This window comes from Dokdonia pacifica (genome assembly GCF_900188275.1).
GTDB classification, from domain to species: domain Bacteria; phylum Bacteroidota; class Bacteroidia; order Flavobacteriales; family Flavobacteriaceae; genus Dokdonia; species Dokdonia pacifica.
The window spans coordinates 99,854-120,831 of the sequence record NZ_FZNY01000001.1 but is presented as its reverse complement, the minus strand read 5'-3'; the positions used below and the strand labels follow the sequence as shown (position 1 = coordinate 120,831).

Here is a 20,978-nt window from a genome sequence, read left to right as displayed (position 1 = left end):
AAAGATGTATTTATTATTTAGGATCTAAAATTAAATCGATGCGCTCTATTAAATCAATAAGGTGTATTCTACTTATTTTATCTCGCATGCGTCCAGTGTTGCTCTGTAATGTGCGTTTTAAGTCTTTAAGTTCTGAACGAACAATAGCACGTATATCACTTTGACTTACATCGATATTAGTACGCGAAGAGAAACGAGCAAAAGCGCCAGATAGACGAGTTTGTTCTTTGGTCATTAATGTCTCTAGGCGTTCTACATACGCTCGTTGTAAATTACGACGATAGATATCAATCTTTCTACTACTTCTAAGTTCACTAAAAAGTCCATCGCGCAAATCTTCCATCATATCTATGGTTGTGTATGCATCAGCACCATTTAAAGCTTCATTTTCTAACATACGTCCTACTCTTCCAAAGTCAAGTAAGTTGTTAAGTGTACGAGTTTGGAAACGACGTATGCGTTCTACACTTCCAGCTGATTCTACTTTGTCAAAGATGTTTTCATCAATAAGCCATTCTGGTGTTTCAAATAATTCTTTTTGTAAAAATTCCAGTGCTTCTTTTTGTTTGTCTGCACTTACATGTGTGTATACAGCACCATCTTGGTCATATGTTTTATAATATTCATACACACCACCTATATTACCAGTTACATGTCCCATATATCTATTGTATTGAGACAATACTTGGTTGTACATAGTTTCTAAATCATCGTAGTTTTTACCATCTTCTGCAGTCCATTTAATAAGATTAGGAACAATACGTTTTAAGTTGGCAATACCATAAGTACTTGCTTTTACAGCATCGTCTCCAAGATCTTCTGTTTGTGAACTAGGATCGATGACACCAAATTGTTGTCTTCCAAAACGGTACATAGGATCACCTGCATGTTCTAATATCCAGTTATCTAATGTTTTCTTTTCATCTTCTGCAGATTTGTCTAGGATTGGTTTATATCCCCACTTGATAGCGTATTTGTCATAAATACCAATATTAGGCATAAGAGCAACATCACCATCTCCAGGTTGAGCTACATAATTGAAACGCGCATAATCCATAATAGAAGGAGCTGTTCCATATTTTTTTGTAAACTCAGGATCACGTAATTTGTCTACAGGATATGCAACACTGCTTCCCATATTATGTGGTAATCCTAATGTATGTCCAACTTCGTGAGAAGATACAAAACGTATTAAACGTCCCATTACTTCGTCTTTAAACTCAACACCTTGTGCATCTGGATTGATAGCGGCTGTTTGTACAAAGAACCAGTTGCGTAATAATGTCATTACATTATGATACCAGTTGATATCACTTTCTAATATTTCTCCACTTCTAGGGTCACTTACGTGAGGTCCATTTGCGTTTGGAATAGGAGATGCTAAATAACGTACTACACTGTAACGTACATCTTCTGGACTCCAATCTGGATCTTCTTCTGGCGTAGGAGGATCTTTTGCGATGATGGCATTTTTAAATCCAGCAGCCTCAAAAGCAACTTGCCAATCTTCAATACCTTGTTTAATATATGGAACCCATTTTTTTGGAGTAGCCCTATCTATATAGTACACAATTTGTTTTTTAGGCTCTACAAGTTCACCTCGGTTATATTTCTCAATATCTTCATCTTTTACTTCTAATCTCCATCTATCTAAATATGTAATTGTTTTACTTTTTTGAGCATCTTGTCCATAATCTGTTTGGCCACGAGCAAACCATCCTACACGTTGGTCAAAGTAGCGACGTTTCATAGGAGTTTCAGGAAGTAAAATCATAGAATTGCTCATCATCACAGAAAGTGATCCAGTAGCACCATTGCTTGGTGGTTCTGATGCATTATAGGTTTTTACATGTCTTGTTTCAATATTTCTAGGATAACTACGTATCGTATCTATATAAGAACGTTTCTCATCAAGACGCGTTACTTTATACCCTCTTCTTCTAAACTGAGGTAACCCTAATGGTTTTACATCTTTTTTGAAAAGTTCTGAAGCATCTATCACTGTGTTTCTAGTATCACTTACAGTGTCTTTATGATATGCTTTAATATCAAAAGCATATAAAACAGGTTCAAAATTACTATTCTTTACAGCTTCAGAAATAGGAAGTGAATCTGCAGCATAAATTTGATGAGATACTACGCGAAGTAATACTTTTTTGTCTTTTACTTCCCAACGTAATACAGAGGTGTTTTGTTTACCACCACCAAAACCTAATCCAGTTGCAGTTTTTGCAATACGAGTTACCATAAGCATCTCTCTACCAAAAAGAGAATCCGGAATTTCATAAAAATAAGAATCGTCTATTTTATGAACAGTAAATAGACCTTCGTCGGTTTTTGCTTCTTTGGTAATTACCTTTTTATAAGGTTTTATTTCCCCTTTTTTTGGTTTGGGTTTGGGTTTTGAAGAAGCCGTAGCTTTCGATTTTTTAGGCTGAAATACAGCACAACCTGTAACAGATACTGCTAAAAAGGCGAGTATCAGAAAATGTAATTTTATACGCATAACGAGTTTTTTATAAGAGTCAAAAGGTAAGTATAGTTAGGAGGGGATTTTGTGAAGATATTGTTAAACCCATCTGATTTATTAGAGGTTTTTTATAAAAATAACAAAAACACCTTATTTTGTGCATTTTGCAGTGATGTTTTGCATTTTAAAATGAAGAATCAACAATTGATTGGTGTGAATTTTTAGAGTAAATCAAGAGTAGTCTGATATAATGATTTTTGAGTTGTTTTTGAGTGAATCCATGCAAAGTAACTCAACATGAATATGTCTTCTTTCGCTTTGTCTTTTGATGTAAAAAGCCTTTTTACGCTTTCGCGAAAGCGTATACTTTTTATTTCTTCAGGATATTTATAGATAATTTCTAGTGTTTTTAAGAAATCTTGAAGTCTATTTTCGTGTTGGATTACATGTTTATACTTACGTTTAAAACGTTTTAAGAGGGATGCTACAAGATCGATATGCTCTAATTCTATATGTGTGATGAGTTCTAGTAAATCATGTTTAATAACCCAATCTTCTCCCATTTTAGCGATATACCAGGTGGTGCTATGTCTTAATTTGTTTAGAGCGCTATGTGCTTGTTTATGCCGTTCTTGTTGTGTTAAACAGATGCATAATACAAGAATAAGATCAGGATTCTGGGTTTTGTTTTTTTGCTGCGAACTTTCAAAATGTTTTTCTAGAAGAGTAATAGCATCAAGACCGTGTCCTGTATAATTGAGAATAAGTGTGCGTAGCAAGAGTTCGCTTTCGCGAAAGCGGAGTTCGTATTTTCCTCGCTCGCTTAGCATGTGTGACTTCATAGTGTCTAGATAGCCAGTAGCACGTTCAAATTGCCTATTCCTGAAATAAGCATTTGCCATAAAATAAAGCAAGTGAATATGATAATATAAATGCTTGTTAGAAAGTGTTTTTTTGAGATTGATTTTATGATAAACACGCTCAAAAAATGGTAAGGCATCCACATAATTGTTTTCTAATCTAGCAACTGTATTGATGATTTCTAATAACTGGTATAGTGATTTAAATGTGAGAGAGGTGTCTATAGTAATATTAAATTTTTGAAACGCATCTGAAAGAAGTTGGTTGACATCTACAGTTACTATATTATTGGTTTGTGAGATTTTGTTTTTGATGTATGCATATGCTAGATTAAGATTCTCTTGATGTTGATGTAGTTTTTGATTGATCTGAAAATCTTGAATGAGGATCTCAAGATTTATTTCTGGATGAAGATGTGTGTATTGTATTTGTGTGTGATAGATCTCCGTAAGCATACTATATAGATCATGAGTTTTTGCCAAAGTTGCTGCTTTTTGAAGCGTCTTTTGCGCAGCTTTATGTATTTCTTGTTCGTAAAGAATTCTGGCAGTAAGTATCAACTTTAAAACTTCAAACTCTTCTGTGGTTTCGGTTTCTAAACTACGACTAGCTATAAAATCAATCAGATTATCATGAAGTCTTTTACATAACGCATGATATGCATTTTTAGAAGCTTTTCCATAAAGGATGTGATCAATATTTGCGGGAAGTTGTGATTGTCTTAGTAGTTTGAGTAATGCTAGATTTTTGGTGTCTGTGCGTTTGTTTTTACGACGTATATATGATTTAAATTTTTCATAATCTTCTGTAGAAAGTGAATGTATTAAATCGTAAAGTATCATATTATATCGTAAGTGTAAATGTATATTGTGATAGTAAATATAATATTTAATTAAAGCTTAAATATAAATATATCGTAAGTATTTGTTGAATTTTTGATTTTCTGACTTGAGTGGCTGTTGCATATTTGCCTTGTCATTTAACCACACAATCATGGAATTTAATAATAAGAAACTCACACGTACTACCACTTTTATTCACTATGTCATCAGTTTTCTTTTAGCTATTTTTTTAATAGGACTGGCTAATAGAATTATCTGGGATATTGACGGAGAAGATAAACGTCCTTATGTATCTGACTTTGAAATAAAAACAGATGTTAAAAAATACAGGGTATTAAGACAAAGTATTAAAGATTCTATAGAAGGGAAGAAAGATGCTCAAGAAGACGTACGACTTTCTATAAATCTTGCTCAGAATACATTAGATCAACAGCAAGCATCTTTTAAAACATGGATTTCAACACGTACGGCAACACAATCTTCTCAAGTAAATGCTGAAATACAAAAGCGTAATTATGTTTTGGATTCTTTGCGTACTTCCCTTAAAACATTAAAGTCTGAAGAGATTTTACTACAATCTGTTATAAATAATTTTAGGACTGAGCATGCTACATATATGAATGCGATAGATGAAGAAATGTCTAAAGCAAAGGCGCTACACCTTAAAGCAGAAAGAGCCTATGATTTACAGCTATTTATAAGTCGTTTGTTATTTGTAGTTCCAGTGCTACTTCTAGGAATTTGGATGTTAGTAAAAAAACGTAAGCATAGTTACTGGCCTTTATTTAGAGGATTTGTCTTTTTTGCCTTCTATGCCTTCTTTATTGGATTGGTTCCTTACTTACCCAGCTACGGAGGATATGTTAGATACACTATAGGAATCATAGTATCCGTATTACTAGGAATATATGCTATTAAACATTTAAGAGCCTTTGTAAAGAGAAAAAAAGAAGAGTTACAACTCTCTTCTCTAGAACGGTCTAAAAAAATAAAAGAAGAGGTAGCAGAGAAGGCACTAGAAAATCATATGTGCCCAAGTTGTGGAAAAGATTATTTAATTAATGAGATTTTTCAAAGCGGAAAAAGTAAAAAAATATCGGGCTCACTAAAAGTTACTACCTACTGTCGTCATTGCGGACTTCAACTTTTTAAAAATTGTAAAACTTGTGATACTAAGAATTATGCTCACTTACCACATTGCTATTCTTGTGGAGATCAGATTATAAATAAATAAAAATTACACAAACATTAAAACATACAACAATGGAAAATCAAGTAAAAATTCAAACAGAAAAGAAAGCAAAAGAAAAAATAAAAGAAGATTTTAATGCCAAACCTACACCAGCATTTATAGCTGCTTCATGGGGCTCATTATTAATAGGAATGGTTTCTTTTTGTGTAGGACTTTGGAATGCAACAATGCAACTTAACGAAAAGGGATATTACTTCACTATACTGCTATTTGGTTTATTTTCAGTGATTTCTGTGCAGAAAACAGTGAGAGATAAGCTGGAAGGAATACCCGTAACAGATATTTATTATGGTGTAAGCTGGTTTGTTACAATAGCATCTATACTATTATTAATTATAGGGTTATGGAATGCAACATTAGATCTAAGTGAAAAAGGGTTTTATGGGATCTCATTTTTCTTAAGTCTTTTTGCCGCTATAGCCGTGCAGAAAAATACAAGAGATGTCAAGTTTTTAGAACAGAAAGATAAATAAGGCAATAAAGTGCAATGTTGGAGTGTGAGAGGTTGCACTTTGTTGTGTGGTGTGAGAAACCCGGTAGTAAGTAAAATGCTATCGGGTTTTACTAAAACTGAAAAAAGCTACACTAACTTGCTAATCCCTAAGTCAGTATAAGTTAATGATCATTTACTGTTTTATGAACGCTCATCTATAGGTAGTTTTTGTAGTATAAAGTTAAAAAGTAGGTCTACTATGGATGTTTATGAAAATTATGGTAATGATTTTAGCTAAGCATCACTCTCGTCGTTATTAATTAGGAACAGTACATTGCTTACCTCAAAGGGTAATGTTTGTGAGAGTGATGCTTTACAATAAAAAAACGGATGGTAACACCATCCGTTTTTTTATTTATATATACTTGTAATTACCCAAAATTAATGGTGCAACTATTAGATACTCCAAACCATTTGAGCCTATTTCGAGAAGCTGTTTTATATACATAATCTCTCATCATTCTAGGTATAAAAGCTAATAAGGCAGCAACACGTTTCCATTTAGGTATTTCAGCAACGATCTTTAAGAAACCGTCAGAATGTGTGTGTATTCCTTCTTTATTAATAAGAATGACAGTGTCTAATTGATTTGTTGGTTTATTATAATGACGCAATAGTTGCTGACCTTTGGGGGATTGAAAAGGCAGAAATTCAAAAGTTGCCGTTGGGGCAAACTTCATAAGCCATCCTATTACGCCATTACATAAATTACATTCTCCATCAAATATGATGATATCTTTCTGATTATTAGTTTCCATAACTTTTTTGAAATAAATGAGTTATGAGAGTTGTGTCGTGTAGATATTAAAATCATTACGACAAAAAATGTAAAAATGACAATTTTTAAAACTTCTATCTCATTTTGTAAGTACTCAGATATCTCTGTCGACTTACTATGGTAAATCACAAAAAAAAGTAAACACTTATGAAAAAGATAGTACTAATACTTAGCCTTGCTATGGCTACTGTTTTTAATGTGCAAGCACAAGAAATAAATGCAATTCCATATAGTAGTGACATTGCTCAATTACCTGATGGGTGGCATAAATTTACATTACAAGGGGCTAGTTTTGATGTAGAAGTAGCATCTGGTAATCTTGTAAAAGGAAATATTATTTGGTTTGATGGAACAAAATATTCTGGAAACTTAGCGGGGTCAGTAATTTCTGGAAGAGGAACGTATACATGGCCTGATGGAACAAAATATGAAGGAAGTTTTAGAAATAACCAACGACATGGGAAAGGATCTATGATTTTAGTAGATAATTCAAAATGGAGTGGGAAATGGAAGAATAATAAGAAAAACGGAAAAGGGAAACAATTTGATGCTTCTGGAGAAATTGTACAGCAAGGTGTTTGGGAAGCGGATCAATTTTTAGGCGCTAAAAAATAATAATCTACAAAAGATTATGTGATAAAAATGCCTTCTGTCTTTAAAACAGAAGGCATTACTTATATTAAAATATATTCTTTATTCTTTTGTAAGTGTCACTTGCCATACTTTATTAGAAGCAGCTGAGTTGCCAGAACCATAGGTTCCAGGATTTGATTGATATGCTTCAATACCACCATAAATATGACCTATCACTACTTCTTTAGTACCATTAAAAGTACTATTTAAATCAATGATTTCAGTATTCTCAGAATTCATTTTATAGGCAATACTACTACTGCTTTTTATAAGAATAGATTCGGCACCATAAAAATTAGGGGTACTTCCATATACATTTTTAAGGGTGTCTACAATTTTACTCTGCATAGGTTTTTGTTCTACATTCATTGCAATATGAAGCCCTGTGTTTGTAAATCCAGAAAGATGTCCAGGAGGTGCAATGTCACCATCACCTATACCACCAAATAAGAACGTGTGTAAGAGTTTTGTATCGCTGTCATATCCAACAAAATTTCCACAAGCATATACATTGTGATTTTTTTGATCATAGGTAGTGTCATAGGTGTATAGTTTGCTTTCTGTTGCCCAATCTGGATGTACATAGATTGCATCATTCCATGCCTGTAGGTCATTATCACTTCCAGGTTTAAATACCCCTCCATAGAACGTTAAACTTTGTTCCATTTGATCATAGGTTGTGTTATAATACATAGAAGGAACTACAGGTCCGTCTCTACGACGGAAAATAGATAAATTATCTGAAGATGGATCTGTAGGGTCTGATACATCAGAAATAGGGCCACTTACGTTGATGTCTAATAGTGTAGAACTACGCCCAGATACTACTGTAAATGGGTACACTGCATCTAAATATTTTTGGCTATTACTGGTGAAGTTATGACCTCCAGCTGCATATAATGTAATATTGGTTGAATCTTCTAGCTTTTTAACGTGACTGAAAGAACCTGATTTTACGAATACTTCAGCACCCGTACTAATGAGTTCTGTGCTTGTTCCATATCTAAATACTTTTGCCCACTCATCATCCGTAAGTGTTTGACCTTTTGCAAGTTTTATCATAGACCCTATGTGTAATCTTGCAACTTGATTATAGGTAATGTATTCTTGTTTTTTCTTATCGGCCGCTGTGGTGTCTTTTTTCCAATTTGGAGTTTCCTCAAAATAGTTAAAACTCTTTGGGCCATAACCTCCTACTACATACATATATCCCTGCTCATCTTGCGTTACTAAAGGGTTAGAGTTGACAAAAATAGATGTAAAATCATAATCTCCTTTAGATAATGATTGACACATTTCAGAAGAGGAGTCTTTACATAAATTTGTTTTTAGATCATCCAAAAATTGAACATAGCTTATACTAGATACCTTGTCTTCAGCTAAATTGTAGGCATAAATTTTTTGATTAAACGATTTAGGGATAAAAGATTTATCCGCATAATTGGCATTTAAATTATGGAGCCCACCCACTTTTTCTTCTCTATTGGTTCTCCCTGCAAATAAGAGCCAGTCTTCTCCAGAAGTAGCATGAGCAAAGGATTGTAATGCGGGAGCATTGGTGATGGGTAAAGAGTCAATACTCACTTTGTAAGATGAAACGGTAACGTCTGAGTTGTTTCCAGAATTGTTGTTGTCAGGTCCAGGACAGGCAGTACATAAAAGCAATACAAGTCCAGCCGTAAAAAAAAGATACATTTTTTTCATGGGGATAATGGTTTAGATTAATTAGTGATTTTCAAAAATAATTAGAATACAGTATTGAAAATCAGGTGTTTTTACGTGGTTTATGCTCTTTGGTACTCCGCTCTCCACTTTGGTCGTGAGCCTCGCAGGCTCGATTTCGCGAAAGCGTATAAAGAAAAAAGGCCTACTATAGAAGTAGACCTTTTGTGATAATCAAATGTTGTTGATGTAAAAAAGATACTTATAGTTTGGTAAACTTCTTTTGCTCTTTTTTGTTATCTGTAGTAGTTATTTCTAAAATATAAACACCCGAAGCTAGATGGCTTACATTAATTCTATTGTTATCAATGGTTATAGGTGTAATTTTTCCTAATAGATCATAAATAACGCCATCGCTTTTTATACTAGTTCCATTTGTTGGAGTGATATTTAAAATATCATTTGCAGGTATTGGATATATATTAAAAGCTGTTGGCTCATTTTCTTCTATACCTAATGGTGCGCTACCTTCTAAGACATAAATAGTTTGATTTGCATCAACATTTGTAAGCTGATCTGTAATTCCAGAAGGCCACTCTATGGTTACCGTTTCTATAAAGTCAAAAGTTCCTAATCCAAAATGCGGGTTTAATGAATGCATATTAGCAAACCCTTCTCCACTTCTTACATTACGTACTTTGGTGCCAAAAGCTCCTTCTATAGTAATTAAAGCTCCGATACCATTATGATTACTTTCTACACCTTCAAGATTTAATTTGAACCAGAAATTAGAATTTCCATCATTCATATGGACATTTCCTCCAGCATATACATCTAGAAACCCATCGTCATTAAGATCTCCTACAGCACCTCCACCTTGGATTTGTTGTGAATTTGAGGAGAATGTCATGTCTCCATTATTTAATAGTAAAGTCGTTTGTAATTGTGAGTAGATATCTAAGTATCCATCATTATTGAAATCAAAAGTGACAATTTCTCTAGCTCCATCTAGGTTTTCAAACCCAGATCCAGCTGTAATATTTGTAAAAGTACCATCGCCATTATTTTCATAAAAGATGGTCCCGATTTCATTAAAATGCTCGTCTGCAGCAATAATATCCATATCTCCGTCATTATCAAAATCTCCCACGGCACTAGACCAAGACTGTGTTCTTGTATCAACTCCAGCCGCAACACCTACTTCAGTAAAAGTACCATCTCCATTATTACGATGTAATTGGTTAGAGCGTCTTGTATCTGCAGGGTTACCAGAACCAAATACACATTTAGATAAATAAAGATCGGTATCGCCATCATTGTCATAATCAAACCAAATAGATCCATAATTATGTCCAGTAGGTGTATCACCTAACCCTCCTTGGATTTCATCTAAGAATCCACCAGTTCCATCATTGAGGAAATATACATTAGGTTCTATATCATGGCATACAAAAGCATCTAGATCACCATCATTATTGATATCAATAAAGTTGGTGCGTTGCGAAAAAATAAAAATGCTACTTTGATCATCTTGTGAAAATGAGGTTCCATCGCTATTTGCTTTTAGAAAGCTTACGCCATTATTACCTCCAAACATGATGTCGTTAATTCCATTGGCATCATAATCTGCAATACTAAGGGACCAATCTGGGCCATTAGAGGCACTAATAGAGATATTTGTAGGTACAAGGCCTGTATCTGTTTGATGATGAATTGACAGGTTAGATTGTGTAGGGCTTATCGTGTCATCTAGGTAATCTCCATTCATATCTACGATTCCAATTTCGGCACTAGAGCCTCCTATATTTTGTGAAGTAAACGTGGCATCTTGCGCTTTTGCGTAGGATATAGCACATAAAGCCAAAGCTAAAAGTGTAATTTTTTTCATGATTTCAATTTTGTAGTTTTTATTAAATCTAATAAAATTTCCTTCTAGATGTTAACGTTTTACGCACTACAGGAAGAATTGGTTAGTGTTTTTGGAGAAGTGAAAATGTTTTATACGCTTTCGCGAAAGCGTATAAAGAAAAAAGGTCTACTTTATAAAGTAAACCTTTTTAAAAATTTAATAGAAACTATTAGTAATATAAGTTATGAAATATGTGTTTTAGTTATTCGTAGTAATCGCTAATAATTCTGCGGGCTCACTACGACTTTCAGAACTGCATATACTAGTTATGTAAATATCGTATGTTGTATTAGGAGTTAAATTTTCTATAAGTGCAAAACTATTTGAAGTTGTCAATCTATCACCAGTACCTAATGAGAATCCAGTAATACCATATTCTATTTCAAAAGAATTTGCATTGGAAGTATTTGTATCGTAATTTATATTAATTTGAGTTGATTCAGCCAAGAAGTCTAAGTTTCCTACTTGTAGACAATTTTGTTGATTATCATCTTCAGAATCAGAAGAACAAGAGTTTAAACAAAGGATAAATAATGAAGTAATGAATAATAGTTTTTTTAACATAATGAATTTATTATTAGTTTTTATAAATGGTTGTAAATTTATTTTTACTTTTCTAAGGTAACGGTCAGTCCTGCATCATCTTTAGTAACTTTTGCAACGCCTAATTTGGTAAGGCCTTTGATGCCTTTATCCCATCCTTTGTTGCTCAATCCAGAGGCAGTTTTTAATGCTCCTAATTCTATAGAGGGTTCTTTTTTAAGAATCTCATAGATGGCTTTTTCGTTATCGTTAAGCTCTAAAGCTTTTTTCTCAGGTTTCATTTGAGGAAAGAACAATACTTCCTGTATCGACTGATTATTGGTCATAAACATGGCTAGACGATCAATTCCAATACCAATTCCAGAGGTAGGAGGCATTCCGTATTCTAATGCTCTTAAGAAATCCTGATCGATAAACATGGCTTCATCATCTCCTTTTTCAGAAAGCTTTAATTGATCTTCAAATCGCTCACGCTGATCAATAGGATCATTCAACTCTGTATAGGCATTGGCAAGTTCTTTACCATTGACCATAAGTTCAAAGCGTTCTGTCAATCCTTCTTTACTTCGGTGTTTCTTGGTAAGCGGACTCATCTCTACCGGATAATCGATGATGAATGTAGGCTGGATATATAAGTGCTCACATTTTTCTCCAAAAATCTCATCAATGAGTTTTCCAGTTCCCATGGTTTCATCTACTTCAAGACCTAATGCTTTAGCAGCTTCTCGGATTTCATCTTCTGATTTTTGATATAAATCGTATCCTGTATGTTCTTTGATAGCATCTAAAATACCAATGCGCTTATAAGGGGCTTTGTAGTTAATTACATTTTCGCCGAAAGGCACTTCTGTCGTACCATGAAGTTTGAGCGCTACTTTTTCTAGTAACTTCTCTGTGGTATCCATCATCCAATCATAATCTTTGTATGCAGCATACATTTCCATCACAGTAAATTCTGGATTGTGCGTACGATCCATTCCTTCATTACGGAAATCTTTTGCAAACTCATATACCCCATCAAAACCTCCTACAATTAATCGTTTTAGGTATAGTTCATTTGCGATACGCAGATATAAAGGAATATCTAATGCATTGTGATGTGTCATAAATGGACGTGCAGAGGCTCCTCCAGGAATAGGTTGTAGGATCGGAGTTTCTACTTCTAAGAATCCCATCTCATTATAAAAATCACGAATTGTCGTTGTAATCTGTGTGCGTTTTACAAAGGTGTCTTTTACTTTAGGGTTTACAACAAGATCTACATAACGCTGACGATAACGTAATTCTGGGTCATTAAACTCATCATATACATTTCCTTGCTCATCTATTCTAGGTTGTGGTAATGGGCGTAATGATTTACTTAGTAATGTGAAGTCTTTTACCATAACAGTGATTTCTCCCACTTTTGTAGTAAATAATTCTCCTTCAATACCTACAAAATCTCCTATATCTAGTAGCTTTTTATAGACATCATTGTACTTTGACTTGTCTTCTCCAGTACAAATCTCATCACGATTAAAGTATACTTGTACACGGCCTTCAGCATCTTGAAGTTCGGCAAATGAAGCAGAACCTTGAATACGTCTAGACATTAAACGTCCAGCAATAATCACCTTCTTCCCTTCTGTATAGTCCTGTTTTATCTTTGTAGATGTATTATTAACTGGATATAAAGGAGCGGGATATGGGTCGATACCCATTTCGCGTAAGCGTGATAATTTGTCACGACGTACTTGTTCTTGTTCTGAGAGTGCCATACACTATTGTTTTAAGCGTGCAAAGATACTCGTTACGTCATTAAAATTCAATCTTATTCTTCTAAGGAATTTGTGTTTTTTAAATTCTCTTCAATTGTAGTGATAGCAGTTGTTATTTTTTTGTTTGTAGGTTCTAATGCTAATGCTTTTTGATAACTCTCTAAAGCTTGTTCTAATTGGTTTGATTTTGATTGCTTATTGCCAAGATTCATATAGGTTTTAGGATCATTTGGAAAAAGCATCGTGTTGAAGGTGAGAATTGCGAGTGCCTTTTTTGTTTGCCCTGCATAAAAAAGTACACTTGCATAGGTGTTAAGTTGGCTTGTTTTTTGAGCAAATTCTTGAAGCTCTTTTATATTTTTCTTTGATTTTTTAAGGAATTTCTCAGTGCCTGCTTCTTCAATGAGTTGATTGGTTAGGGTTACAATATGATGGTTAGGTGTGTATTTGTTTTCAAGAATATGTAGGATGTCTTGTTCCAAACTCCCGACGGGTGACTCTACAATTCGATTCACTTCTTTTCCTCCTTTATATATGATAATGGTAGGAACTCTATGAATATTTTGCCCTTCATGTTCTCCACCTGGGCTTTGTTTGTAGGTGTTGGCACTTCTAGAAACTGCAATAAGTGTGAGTCTGTCTAATGGGAATTGGGCTTCTTCTAAAACCTTATACAGCCTAGGGATTTCTCTTTTGCTATCACCACACCAAGTCCCCATAAAGGCCGTTATGGTATAAGGAGATAATTGTTCTTTTAAGATGTTGATTATTTTTGTGTCTGGTGTATATTGATCATATCCTTTGGCAAACCAATCTGCATATGGTGGAGCGTTAAGTGCTTCTTTGTTTATTTTCCCTAGTAATAAGGATCTATTGTTTTGTTTTTCTTCATGATTAAATGATTGCGAGAATCCGATGTTTTGAAACAGGATTACAATAAGTATTAATAGGATATTTTTTTTCATTACTTCTATTTTTAAATGCAGTTTAAAATTGCAGTTAAAAACGGAAAACGTGAAGAAAATAAGGGTGGGAAGAAGGACTAGACCTAGGTGGAATTTTGTATTAGGTAGTTTTATAAAGTGACTTTACTTCGTCTCTATTAGTGACATTTAGTTTTTTGTAAATATTGTTGATATGCGTTTTTACAGTGCTCACACTAATAAATATTTCTGAAGCGATTTCCTTATTTGTGCGATTTTGAAGAATTAAGTCTAATATTTTTTGTTCTTGTTTGGTTAGTGAAGTACTCGTTACTTGTTTTTGGGATGCTATTTTCTTTTTAGAAATAAATAAATAGATATTTATCAGTAATGAGATCAAGAATAACGAAGCAAGAAGGTATATCCATTTTGAAGAAGTTTCCTCTTGTGATTTATGAATTAAGAAATAATCGGCAGCTAATTCCTTTTTGTATTGTTCTGTATAAGGTTGATTAGGATATGTTGTTTGTAGTCTTTGAAGGAGGTCATTATAATAATTTGTGTGGTCTAGATCATTTAGGTAGTATGTATATAGGTCTTTAGATCTATTTGATAAAAATGCATACGAGTACAATTCGGCAAGAGGTTCGTCTAGTTGTTGTCCGTATTCTTGAAATTTTTTAAACCATTTTTTTGCATTTAAATCCCAATTAGCTTGACTTCTGTAGGATCCAAACTCATAACGCATGAGTTCTTTAAGAGAATCGATCTTTATGAAGGTATTTGCTTTTTCGTTGGTAGAAGTAACACTGCAAAACATTTCTTGATCAAATGTGAAAGGGAGTGTTATGGTGTCAGAATTATTAGCAACAAAAAGCACTTCTTTACTATTTATACAATGTCCTGCAAAGTGAGCTATATCTTTTGTTTCATCTGGACAACTATCTATATGAATGCGATAGATGTTATTTTGAGAAGATAGGTTATTACCTGAGAATGTAAAATATCCTAAAGTGTCTGGGGATGTTTTACTAATAATTTGTTCGGGATAGATACCTGATATTTTTCTGTAATCTTTTACAATAGATAAGTATACATCACCTTCCCAATTTTTAATATCAATATGTCCAGAAAACTCATATTGACCTTTACAAAACCATGAGAAGCTCAAGAATAAGAGGATTGCAATAAAATGTTGATGTCTCATGTTTATTTAAAATGCTAATATAGAAAAGATGGATTACATCCTCTTTAGGTATGTAACAATATCGGGCAATTATAGACGTATAGTGTACATCAATCAATCATACCTTGCTGAGACGTAGGGTTTAAAATTAAAATTATATGAGTTTCTGGCGCGTACTTTTGGCCATTTTTTTTCCACCACTTTCAGTAATTGGAAGAGGATGTGGATCAGTATTAATAGTTTTCTTACTTTGGCTATGTGGTTGGGTGCCTGGCGTAATTGCCGCACTGGTCATACTAAATAACCCAAAAAACAACTAAAATGACAAAAAAAATAACGATATTATGTAGTGTGTTGGTATTCATACTGATAAGTTGTAATGTTCAAGAACGTATTGTTTTTAATGAAGATATGGGAGGTCGTTATGAAACTTCTTTTGACTTATCGAAAATGATGGCTACTATGAATGAAATGGGAGCAGGAGCTTCTAATCCAGATAAGAAAAAAACAAAAATGGATACTATAGTGGTTTTTGCTGATATGTTTAAAGAACACAAGGATAGTATCGCAAATCTATCTGCAGAAGAGCAAGCTAAATTAGAGATGCTCAAAGACTTCACAATGAAAATGAAAATGGATGAAGAAACTGGAGAATTTAAAATGAATATTTATAAAGATTTCAAGGACTTTAGTGGTTTAGAACGTGTAGCTTATGAAATGGATAATGTATTAGATCAAGCAAAAAGTGAATCACAACAAGGACAACAAGCGGGTCCTGGAGACGATTTAATGTCTCTAGATAAAGTGATTTATACATTTGAAAATAATACGTTTAGAAGAACAGACCCTAAAAGCTTAAGTGAGCATTTGGAAGATGAAGGTATTCTTAAAGAAGAGACGCGTATAAGTCTTGAAGAATTAAAAAACAACTTAGCAGTAGATGGAGACGATAGCGAAGAGAATGCTATGATTAAAGGAATGATGGGGCAATTTGCTGAAGAACTTGAAAATTCTATGATGAAATTGGAATATGTTTTTCCACGTAAAGTAGTTTCTGTTTCTCCAGAAGGAGCTACTATTTCTAAAGATGGGAAAACAGTCACTTTTGAAGTGCCTTGGAGTGATCTATTAGAAGAAAAAGCAAAGGTGTTAGAAAACTTTGAAGTTGTGCTAGAGGAATAATTTATGGTTTATAATAATGTAATGCGTAAAAGATTTTATAAATTTTCACTAATTATTTTAACTGTGTTCTTTCTTACAAGTTGCAGTGTGACTGAACATATTATTTTCAAGAGTAAAGAGAATGGTCTTTACGAGAAAAATATTGATATGTCATTGTTAATTAAAGCAATGAGTAAAAAACAAGATTTGACGGCTAATGGGGCTCCTGTAAGATTAGATACTACTATTGTGTTTTCTGATTTTTATAAACAAAACCCACATCTAATAGTAGATATGTCATCAAAAGAGAAAGAAATTCTTGAATCTTTAGCGGGGTACACGATTAGGTCTAGTTATGATTTAGAAAAGATGACCTATGATGTTGTTGTTTCAACTCATTTTTCTGAAACAGAAACATTAAATGAAATCCCTAAAAACATAGATAAAGTATTAGCACTTTTATTGGCTTCTAATGGCTCAAGTAGCACACTTGAAAGTTTTTATAATGTATTTGAAGGAGGTGTTTATGATATTGTATATGAAGTGAGAGAAAATTCTTTTAAGCGTACTTTTAAAAATTTAAAAGAAGATAAAAAAGAAATACACGATTCTAATGAAGAAATTGTAATTATTGAAAGTGATGAAATCATAACAGAAGAGGGTGCTGAAGGAGAAAATCAGTCAGATGATGACGGTTTGACAATTATTGCTGTTGATGAAAATGGTAATACAGAAAGCTGGGAAACAAAAGAAAAGAAGTCAACATCTTCTAATTTTAAATATGCAAACGAGTTAGAAAGATCCATTTTTGAACCTTATGAAGAAGAATTAAAAAAATCTTCATTAACTATTAAATATACATTTCCTAAAAAGATCACTGAAACATCGGTAAAAGATGTAAAAATATCTGATGATAAAAAAACAGTTCTGTATACAGTATTATTTGATAACTTGAAAACTAATATTAATATACTTGAGAACTTCGAGGTTGTACTAGAAGAGTAAAATATATAGTATAGTTTAACAAAATCCTCTTATACAAGATATAAAAGGATTTTTTGTTTCTCCGTATCTTTGTAGTGTGAACAAAACAATTCAACTTCAGGACTTAGGTAACCAAGATTATAAAGAAACTTGGGATTATCAAGAAGTGCTTTTTAAGCAGATTTTAGATATAAAAATCAAAAATAGACGTGAAGAAGCAGGACTTGAAACACCTAATCATTTTCTATTTGTAGAACATCCACATGTTTTTACATTGGGGAAGAGTGGGGATTTTGATAATTTGCTTGTCAGCGAAAAAGAACTCGCAGAGAAAAACGCTACCTTCTATAAGATTAATAGAGGAGGCGATATAACGTATCATGGACCTGGGCAAATTGTAGGATATCCTATTTTAGACCTTGAAAATTTCTTTACAGATATTCATAAGTATTTACGGTTATTAGAAGAAATGGTGATTCTTACACTAGCCGAATATGGTTTAAAAGCCGAGCGTTCTCCTGGAGAAACAGGCGTTTGGTTTGATGTAGGAACTCCATTTGCCCGTAAAATCTGTGCTATGGGTGTACGTGCCAGTCGTTGGGTAACCATGCATGGTTTTGCATTTAATGTAAATGCAGATTTAGGCTATTTTGACTTAATGATTCCTTGTGGAATAAAAGATAAATCAGTTACTTCTCTTAATGTAGAATTAGGAAAAGCTACTGTTAATGAAGCAGAGGTAAAAGAAAAACTACTCAAACATTTTAAAACGCTTTTTGAAGCCTCTATAATAGAAAAAACCGAAGCTTAAACTTCGGTTTATAACTTGTGAAATTACGTAATTGGCTAATTGTATTAGTGCTTATAAATTAATAACAGCAGTAGGTTGCTCTGCAATAGTGATGTTTAAAACACCTTCTGTGATATTAAAAGGAGGGCCGCTTTCACCTCCAAAATCTTCTACGCGTATATAGAAGGTATCAGCAATCACATCTTCATTCATAAGCATAGGTGTAAATGTTCCAGAAAGTAATTGTGCAGTAATTGCATTATTTGGATCTCCGTTAAATCTAATAGTGGTGCTAAAACCATTATTGGTTTCTACCCATGGAGCAGGAATGGGGGTGTTAATAGGAGTGACATCTGGTGTATGTTGAAACTGGATTTGACGTACGCCTCCATTATCAATACCGCCTAATAGAAAATCGTACGAAGTTCCTGCTCGCAGATTAAGTTGTATGTTTTCAAGATTATCATCTTGGGTAAACGTTCTGTCAAATCCATCTCCAGTAATTTTAAAGGAAAATGAAGGTGCAGTGGTGTCTATTTCCGGTATGTCTGTTTCACAGCTCATCATACTGAAAACCAATAGCGATATAAAGAGATAGTTAAATACTATTTTCATGATATGTTTTTTAATAGGTTGATGTGGTATACGCTTTCGCGAAAGCGTATACATTAAAAAGCCCAATAATAGTTTAGTGAGATCGGTCTTATGGATTGTAATACCGCGAGTATTTTATTATTGGGCTAAGACTATAAATGGATCATTATTAATAATCCGTTACTTCATTTAAGAGCGACCTGCTCATAAGCCTGCCATTCTGTTTATAGGTTTCCTGTTTTACCATACCAATGCCTTCTGCAATCCAGTCTGTACATTGATAACTTCTTGAAGCCACTCTACCTCTCATTTCATTGTTGTACGTGATTACATAACAGTCAAAGGTTCCAGCTGGCGTTTCTATTTGTTCTCTGCGTACTACCTTTCTGTTAGATAGAATAATATCAAAGTTTATTTCTAGAATTTGTGCATTTAGACTGATGGATGCACTTGCATCAGGTAAGGTTTGTCCAATCTCTAAATCATTAGGAATCGCAAGCCTATCTGTAGTCGTAACTGTATATTCCATATCTTCATATTGACTCAATAAATCAGTCATGATAGATTCTGGAGCTAGGTATGTAGTCCTATTGTCACATCCTAATTCTAACTTACCTCCTGTAATATGTTCTCCACGTTTGTCCCAAAGATTGAAGTTGACTTGTATTCCAGATGAGGTGACGCTTTCTACGTTATATTCTGTGGTCATACTATGACGTTCTCTTTTGTCAAAAACCTTGTGAATTAACTTTCTTCCAGGTTTTGAAGCATAGTATTTACTGCAATTGCCTTGAGCAAGTAATGGTGTTGTTATGCACAAAACAATAATGATGATAAATGTTTTCATGGTATCTATGATTTTAAAGTTTTACAAACTCAACACGACGGTTAAGTGCTTTTCCTTCTTTTGTGTCATTAGACGCTACGGGGTCGCTATCGCCCATTCCGTCTGTACTAATTCTTGATGTATCTATTCCGTAAGCAGTAGTCATCATTTTCTTTACAGCTTCGGCACGCTTTCGCGAAAGCGTACGATTGCTCTCTTTCTGACCGTCAGAATCGGTATGTCCAATGATTTTTATGCGTACTTCTGGGTTTTGTTCTAAGACACTAGCTATTTCTCTAATCGTAGAAAACGACGTGTCTTTAAGTGTTGCACTTGCCGATTCAAAAAGAATATTATTGGTGGTGAGACGCCCTTCAGTAAGTAATTTACTGCGGTTGTCTTCTCCTGTTTTTGTCATGCTAAAGTTTGTAATATAAATTTCATCAAGTCCATCTGGATCTCTAAGACCTCTTGTTGCTAGTTTAAAATTATGAGCCCCCTCAGGAATCAATCGTGGCACATCAATAAGCTTGTTTTCATTAAGCCATACACGCATGCGTGTTTTATTTACAGCAATAGAAATATGTGATTTTCCCTTGATGGCATCTCTATAATCTTTTCCAATCTGATTGCGAAGCTGACGCTTACTATTGGTAACTTTTTCTACAACGCCTTGGTTTCCTATAAACTGACATACAGAAAGCTCAACCATGCACCAATTTTTTGAACGTGTAAATCCAGTATTATCTTCAATAAATAAGGTCAAGAAAGCCTGAGAGCTTGTTTTTTTATCTAAACCATTGGTGAATAAATCAAACTCTATAGTATAGTTTTCAGGTAGTGTTTCTTTAAGCATAGGTATATACTTAGACTTACCACTAAGACGCATCCATTTTTGATCGTTTATCATCGTAATTTCTCCACTGCCATTGGTATCCCATTGCGCTGGGAAATCTCCAGGGTTGTCCTTTGTAAATTGATCTTCAAATATGACAATATTACCAGGCGTAAAATCAGAACTTCGTTTTATGGTATATGAAGGTTCTGTGGCCTCATTATCTGATGTTGTATTGTTGTCTTTTTTGCCTTTTTTCTTCTTGTTTTTGCGTTTCTTTTTCTTCTTTTTTTTCTTGCTAAAGACACTATCAAGTGCTTGATCTGTTTTTTTGGTAGTTTCTTTTTCTACTCTTCGTTCTATAGCACGTTCGGCAGATTTTTCAGCAACTTCTCCTAATTTTTTGAAGAGTTGTGCTTTTGCTCCTGAACCACATAATAGAAGACAGAAAACGAGAATGGTTTGTAGTGTTTTCATGG

At 33.8% G+C, this 20,978-nt stretch carries 19 protein-coding genes; 7 read left to right on the top strand and 12 right to left on the bottom strand.

Features of this window, described 5'->3' with window-relative positions:
* Positions 1-13 precede the first annotated feature (13 nt).
* Both CHB80_RS00550 and CHB80_RS00545 read right to left on the bottom strand, forming a co-directional pair.
* Entirely contained in the window at positions 14-2,506 is a 2,493-nt protein-coding gene (locus tag CHB80_RS00550; RefSeq protein ID WP_089369490.1) for a zinc-dependent metalloprotease, read from the bottom strand.
* Positions 2,507-2,691: 185 nt separating this feature from the next.
* Positions 2,692-4,173, bottom strand: coding sequence for a hypothetical protein (locus CHB80_RS00545; RefSeq protein ID WP_089369489.1), 1,482 nt, complete (start codon positions 4,171-4,173; stop codon positions 2,692-2,694).
* A 151-nt stretch (positions 4,174-4,324) separates the two neighbouring features.
* On the opposite strand from CHB80_RS00545, the gene CHB80_RS00540 reads away from it, so the two are divergent.
* Together CHB80_RS00540 and yiaA are read left to right on the top strand one after the other, a co-directional pair.
* Positions 4,325-5,407 (top strand): hypothetical protein, encoded by a 1,083-nt coding sequence (locus tag CHB80_RS00540; RefSeq protein ID WP_089369488.1) that lies wholly within the window; start codon positions 4,325-4,327, stop codon positions 5,405-5,407.
* A gap of 29 nt (positions 5,408-5,436) precedes the next feature.
* On the top strand, positions 5,437-5,898 hold the full coding sequence (yiaA, locus tag CHB80_RS00535) for an inner membrane protein YiaA (RefSeq protein WP_089369487.1): 462 nt from the start codon (positions 5,437-5,439) through the stop codon (positions 5,896-5,898).
* A gap of 391 nt (positions 5,899-6,289) precedes the next feature.
* Here yiaA and CHB80_RS00530 read toward each other — a convergent pair whose 3' ends face one another.
* Positions 6,290-6,676 carry a thiol-disulfide oxidoreductase DCC family protein gene (locus tag CHB80_RS00530; RefSeq protein WP_089369486.1) on the bottom strand — a complete coding sequence of 129 codons (387 nt, stop codon included), beginning with the start codon at positions 6,674-6,676 and terminating at the stop codon, positions 6,290-6,292.
* 167 nt (positions 6,677-6,843) lie between these two features.
* Here CHB80_RS00530 and CHB80_RS00525 point away from each other — a divergent pair, with 167 nt between their 5' ends.
* Positions 6,844-7,311, top strand: a complete 468-nt coding sequence (locus CHB80_RS00525) for an MORN repeat-containing protein (protein WP_089369485.1) — start codon at positions 6,844-6,846, stop codon at positions 7,309-7,311.
* A gap of 78 nt (positions 7,312-7,389) precedes the next feature.
* Here the strand turns inward: CHB80_RS00525 and CHB80_RS00520 are convergent, their stop codons facing one another.
* From CHB80_RS00520 to CHB80_RS00495, 6 genes are all read right to left on the bottom strand, one after another.
* A complete protein-coding gene (locus tag CHB80_RS00520) occupies positions 7,390-9,033 on the bottom strand; it encodes a hypothetical protein (protein ID WP_089369484.1) in 1,644 nt (547 codons plus the stop codon).
* 220 nt (positions 9,034-9,253) lie between these two features.
* A complete protein-coding gene (locus CHB80_RS00515; RefSeq protein ID WP_089369483.1) occupies positions 9,254-10,879 on the bottom strand; it encodes an FG-GAP-like repeat-containing protein in 1,626 nt (541 codons plus the stop codon).
* Positions 10,880-11,098: 219 nt separating this feature from the next.
* Entirely contained in the window at positions 11,099-11,347 is a 249-nt protein-coding gene (locus CHB80_RS00510) for a hypothetical protein (protein ID WP_143337022.1), read from the bottom strand.
* 161 nt (positions 11,348-11,508) lie between these two features.
* On the bottom strand, positions 11,509-13,200 hold the full coding sequence (lysS, locus tag CHB80_RS00505; protein ID WP_089369481.1) for a lysine--tRNA ligase: 1,692 nt from the start codon (positions 13,198-13,200) through the stop codon (positions 11,509-11,511).
* Positions 13,201-13,253: 53 nt separating this feature from the next.
* Complete coding sequence (locus CHB80_RS00500; RefSeq protein ID WP_089369480.1) at positions 13,254-14,165, bottom strand: tetratricopeptide repeat protein; 912 nt, start codon at positions 14,163-14,165, stop codon at positions 13,254-13,256.
* Positions 14,166-14,265: 100 nt separating this feature from the next.
* A complete protein-coding gene (locus CHB80_RS00495) occupies positions 14,266-15,330 on the bottom strand; it encodes a helix-turn-helix domain-containing protein (protein ID WP_089369479.1) in 1,065 nt (354 codons plus the stop codon).
* Positions 15,331-15,467: 137 nt separating this feature from the next.
* On the opposite strand from CHB80_RS00495, the gene CHB80_RS00490 reads away from it, so the two are divergent.
* The 4 genes from CHB80_RS00490 (at position 15,468) to lipB (ending at position 18,265) form a co-directional block, all read left to right on the top strand.
* A complete protein-coding gene (locus CHB80_RS00490; protein ID WP_089369478.1) occupies positions 15,468-15,629 on the top strand; it encodes a YqaE/Pmp3 family membrane protein in 162 nt (53 codons plus the stop codon).
* 1 nt (position 15,630) lies between these two features.
* The gene (locus tag CHB80_RS00485; protein WP_089369477.1) at positions 15,631-16,491 is read left to right on the top strand and encodes a hypothetical protein; all 861 of its coding nucleotides are present in this window, start codon (positions 15,631-15,633) and stop codon (positions 16,489-16,491) included.
* 168 nt (positions 16,492-16,659) lie between these two features.
* Positions 16,660-17,475, top strand: a complete 816-nt coding sequence (locus tag CHB80_RS00480; protein ID WP_188476182.1) for a hypothetical protein — start codon at positions 16,660-16,662, stop codon at positions 17,473-17,475.
* A 76-nt stretch (positions 17,476-17,551) separates the two neighbouring features.
* Positions 17,552-18,265 (top strand): lipoyl(octanoyl) transferase LipB, encoded by a 714-nt coding sequence (gene lipB / locus CHB80_RS00475; protein ID WP_089369475.1) that lies wholly within the window; start codon positions 17,552-17,554, stop codon positions 18,263-18,265.
* A gap of 51 nt (positions 18,266-18,316) precedes the next feature.
* On the opposite strand, the gene CHB80_RS00470 is transcribed toward lipB, so the two are convergent.
* The 3 genes from CHB80_RS00470 to CHB80_RS00460 form a co-directional block, all read right to left on the bottom strand.
* Positions 18,317-18,859 carry a hypothetical protein gene (locus CHB80_RS00470; RefSeq protein ID WP_143337020.1) on the bottom strand — a complete coding sequence of 181 codons (543 nt, stop codon included), beginning with the start codon at positions 18,857-18,859 and terminating at the stop codon, positions 18,317-18,319.
* Between the two features lie 148 nt (positions 18,860-19,007).
* Positions 19,008-19,685 carry a TapB family protein gene (locus CHB80_RS00465; RefSeq protein WP_089369473.1) on the bottom strand — a complete coding sequence of 226 codons (678 nt, stop codon included), beginning with the start codon at positions 19,683-19,685 and terminating at the stop codon, positions 19,008-19,010.
* A 13-nt stretch (positions 19,686-19,698) separates the two neighbouring features.
* Positions 19,699-20,976 (bottom strand): OmpA family protein, encoded by a 1,278-nt coding sequence (locus CHB80_RS00460; RefSeq protein WP_089369472.1) that lies wholly within the window; start codon positions 20,974-20,976, stop codon positions 19,699-19,701.
* Between the last annotated feature and the right edge of the window lie 2 nt (positions 20,977-20,978).